Source organism: Streptococcus intestinihominis (genome assembly GCF_046824975.1).
Lineage (GTDB): Bacteria > Bacillota > Bacilli > Lactobacillales > Streptococcaceae > Streptococcus.
Map to the genome: position 1 here is coordinate 78,994 of NZ_JBKQBL010000002.1, position 4,326 is coordinate 83,319.

General features: G+C 41.3%; 2 protein-coding genes and 1 pseudogene. All 3 read left to right on the top strand.

Features of this window, described 5'->3' with window-relative positions:
• Positions 1 to 488 (top strand): tRNA (guanosine(37)-N1)-methyltransferase TrmD (gene trmD / locus ACLOR3_RS03700; RefSeq protein WP_412037005.1); only part of this gene is annotated, 488 nt, incomplete at its 5' end.
• Between the two features lie 129 nt (positions 489 to 617).
• Positions 618 to 2,825, top strand: coding sequence for a coiled-coil domain-containing protein (locus tag ACLOR3_RS03705; protein ID WP_129269243.1), 2,208 nt, complete (start codon positions 618 to 620; stop codon positions 2,823 to 2,825).
• Positions 2,826 to 3,450: 625 nt separating this feature from the next.
• Positions 3,451 to 4,326, top strand: a pseudogene (locus tag ACLOR3_RS03710) (CAP domain-containing protein); the annotation flags it as partial.

Sequence of the window (4,326 nt, forward strand, 5' to 3'; positions counted from 1 at the left end):
CGCGCGTGATCTTACTGGATCCTGCTGGTCGGACTTTTGACCAAGCCTATGCTGAAGAATTAGCTCAGGAAGATGAATTGATCTTTATCTGTGGTCACTATGAAGGCTACGATGAACGGATCAAGACCTTGGTGACAGATGAGATTTCTCTGGGAGATTATGTTCTGACGGGAGGTGAGCTAGCAGCCATGACCATGATTGATGCGACAGTCCGCTTGATTCCAGAGGTGATCGGAAAAGAGTCCAGCCACCAGGATGATAGTTTTTCGTCTGGTCTCTTAGAGTATCCTCAATACACACGGCCTTATGAATACCGAGGGATGACGGTTCCAGATGTCCTCATGAGTGGTCACCATGAAAATATCCGTCAATGGCGTCTTTACCAGAGTTTGAAAAAGACCTTGGAGCGTCGCCCTGATCTGCTAGAAAACTATGAATTGTCAGCAGAAGAAGAAAAAATGTTGAAGCAAATTAAACAGGAAGACTAACAGCGACAGCTGTTTTTCTTTTGCACTAAAATTAGAAAAAATCTTTCCCATCCTACTAGTTATTGGTAACAAAATGTGGTATTCTTATGAAGAGAGAAGAGAAATGAAAAAGTTTTGGTGGGGATTGCAATGAGCAAAAAATTAGGAAAATCAGTCTTTACAACGGGTGTCGCTGCGACAACCCTCTTTTCAGCTTTGGCTGGGCATAAGGCGCAAGCAGAGGAGATCACTCAGAAGGATGCTGCTGATCAGCAGTCGACGGATATGACTGGAATGGATTCAAGTTTTATGGATATGAATATCTTAAATGAACAGTTGTTAAAAGCTGAAAAAAGAGTCGAAGACCAACGTTTGCGCTTGAACCAGGCTCAATCTGAATACAATGTAGCCAAGTCTGGTCTTGAAGCTGCTGAAGCTAACTTACAGAATACTGAAACAAGGATTCAAAACTCCAATCAAAGCTCCATTGGCAAAACTGAAAATGAAGTTGCGGTTGCAGAAGCAGTTGTTACTTTGGAAGAAGACAAGGTACGCCAAGCAACAGAAGCCGATCGCCAAGTCTGTTCTGCCATCAAGAATCAAGAGAATAAAATCGCTGCCCAACAGTTACTCGTTGATATCGCACGAAATGAATTGAGAAAAGCCAAACAACCCATCCAGAATGATGAGACAGTATTAGCCAACGCACAGCAAAAAGAGGAGCAGGCGCAAAACGAATTAAAGATAGCTCAAGCATTAGTAGTTAATCTGACAGAAACTCATGCCAATGTGCCTCAGGTCTTAAAGCAGGTTTCCAGTGAGATTGCTGGCGCACAGGAGAAAATTGAGCGACTAGCCCATCAAATTTCCCTAAAAGAAGTGGAGTTAGAACAGGTCCGTGAAGCGGCAATGCTAAGTCCCATCAATCTTCAACAGGCAAGCTATGAGATCTTACTTCAAGAGTGGGCCAAGGCGGGTGACCAAGGCGCTGTCGAAGCCTTGTCTCTTTATCGCCGTAGGAGTGAAGAAGACCAGCTGGCAGGTGGAAAGGTCACTAGATTAGATAACGTCTTAAAAGCGTTAGAAATCGTTGATACGATTAATCTGTACCGTCGCCAGGCTGGTTTAGAGGAGCTCTTGGTAGATCCTTATCAATTGCCAGCTAGTCAACTTCAAACAGAATATTATGTAAACCATCGAAAAGGCTTGTCCAGTTACCAAGAGAATGAGAATGTTGCCTGGGGTTATCGACCTAGAGAAGCGGTTGCCTTCTGGTATAGTGAAAAAGACCACTATCGTCAATTAGCCAAGCAATTCAATTTACCAACGGATGAAAGTCAGCTAGATCCTAGTCAGATCTCCAGAAAAGTGGGACCGGAGCTATTTGCTAAGGTTGGCCACTATATCCACATGATGGGGAATCAATACAAGGCTATTTCAGTTGCCTATGCTCCAGATTTAGAAGTATCTCAAGCAGCTTTCTTTGAAGAAGGAGGCCCGCTTTATACCAATGAAGAACTGACCAAGTGGATGAGAAAAGTTGCCAATGCAAGGACGACAAAAGCGGATGTGAAGGCTGTAAAAAATACATTGGAGAGCCTGAAGGTCGAAAAGATTAACCAAGAATCCCGCATCAATATCCTTTCTGGGCATTTATTCGATGTCAAGAATTCTCTTGCAAGTCATGAGCAACTATTGGCGCGTGCTCAGCGTAACCTAGCTTCAGCAATGAAGAAATGGCAGGCTGCGTCGATAGAAGTCAAGGAAGCGGAAAACTCACTGGCAGTATCACGGGCTCGGATACAAGGTAGTATTAGCCCGAAAGAAGAAGCCTTGAAAAATGTTGCTCTAGCATTAGAAGAAGATAAAAAGCAATTAGAAGCTTTACAGAATGCAGCAAAAGAGACTGCATCTAAGCTTGAAGGAGCACATGCCCAACTTCAAATCGCTCAAAAACAATTAACGCAAGCTAAAGGTCATCTTAAACTGTTTACCAATTCATCTGAACTGCTAGTTGATGCCCAAGCCATGGTGGCTTCCGCAAAAACTGAACTTGAAGAGAAAAAAGTAGAATTTGAAACAGCCTTTGCAAGTTTTATGGCTTATCAAAAAGAAGCTAGTGAGTTCAGGAGTCGGATAGAGAAAATTCAGTCAAATGAGGATGGAAATAAATCTGCAGTAGCAGGAGAGGAAGAAGTTACTGATCAGGCCCCAGTTTCGTTAATGGCTTCTACTCAATCAGAAGATCACTTGCAAGACGAAGCTAACCTTGAGAAACCTACTGGAAAAGACGAACACAAAAGTAAAAAGGGATTATCCAAATGGTTCCGAGGGCTTGGGTTTAAGAAAGATGAATAGTTGTTAAAGTGAGAGTGGGACAGAAATCGGTAATTCGTTAGAATTCGATTTCGTCGTCCTGCCTCCGCACAGTTGAGTAGGGCTGTAAAAGCTGATGAAATCAGCGTAGTAGAGCCCACTCAACCACTGCGTCTTGCTCGATAATCCAAAGACAATTGAGAGGCTAGGACTTTTGTCCCAGCCTCTTTTTGTATAATCTAGCAGTAATAGAAACAGGATAAAACAATAGTATAATACTATCCTATTGTTTTATCCTTTATAACCCTACCATTCAACCAGAGAATAGTAGGGTAAAAACTATCTGTATAAAGAATGAGTATAGTTCTATGAGTAAAATAAGAAGGTTCTCAAATTATTTGCTATTCAAAACTTTCTGTGCTATAATTTTCACAAAGGAAGAAAAAGTGTCGATACAAAATATGCCGTCATTATCAGTTTTTTAGGCAAAAATATGTGGGAATCTGACTGATGTGTTCATTTTTTAAATAGGCCTTAAAATAAAATGAACGTCTCATTCAGGAGCTCTCTTTACCTATATAAACTGGAAGAATGGTTGAATTACACTTATGCATAGGTTTTTTTCATCCTTTTTATTTATAATACTATCCTAATGGAGATTATTGATATGGATAAAAAATATAGATATGTAACTCGGGCTATCTTAGCTTCTGCTGTAGCAGTTCCAGTATTTGTCGCGTCGAATGTTCAGGCTGAGAGCTATAGTTGGAACACCAGTCGTTATATCTACAGTTACTATACTCCAAGTTATGGTTACAACAATTACAACTATAACTACGGCTATAACAACTATGATTATTACTATGGTTATAACAATTACGGCTATAATAATTACAATTATGGCTATAACTACGGTTATAATAACTGGAATAACTACTATGGCTATAACAATCTCACACATGATGAGAATTACATTTACTGGAATGGCAACCACTACTATCGCATGAGTGATGGAAGTTACCGGATCTATCGCAATGGGCAATGGCTACCGTTGACCAATCGTAACAACTCTAGAAATAATCTAGCCAACGATCCTCATTACCTTTACGAGAATGGTTACCATTACTATATATTAGATAATGGGGATTACTATTACTATCAAAATGGTAAGTGGGTATTTGTGAAGAATTCTAGCGAAACAGAAAATCCTGTAACGCCGGATACTCCAACCCCAACTCCAACCCCAACACCGGAGGAACCAAATCCGTCTGATAAACCAGATCAACCGGTGGAACCATCAGAACCAGCTACACCTGAAGATACAGGTAACTTGGTCTTTCCTGAGAATCCGCCATTTGTAGGCGCAGATGGTGAATTCGATCCATTCGCTCCAACTCCTGAGAATCCAGCTGAGCCGAAGCCAGAAGTTCCGGTTCAACCAGAAGTACCTGGTAATGACGGATTGGTAACAACTGACCAGCCAAGTGAAAACCAAATTCCACCATACGTTGAGACACCAGCAGAAGGATTGGAACACCTTCCT

Coding starts and splice junctions, on each gene's coding strand:
- ACLOR3_RS03705 (WP_129269243.1), top strand. CDS start 618: ATGAGCAAAAAATTAGGAAAATCAGTCTTTACAACGGGTGTCGCTGCG.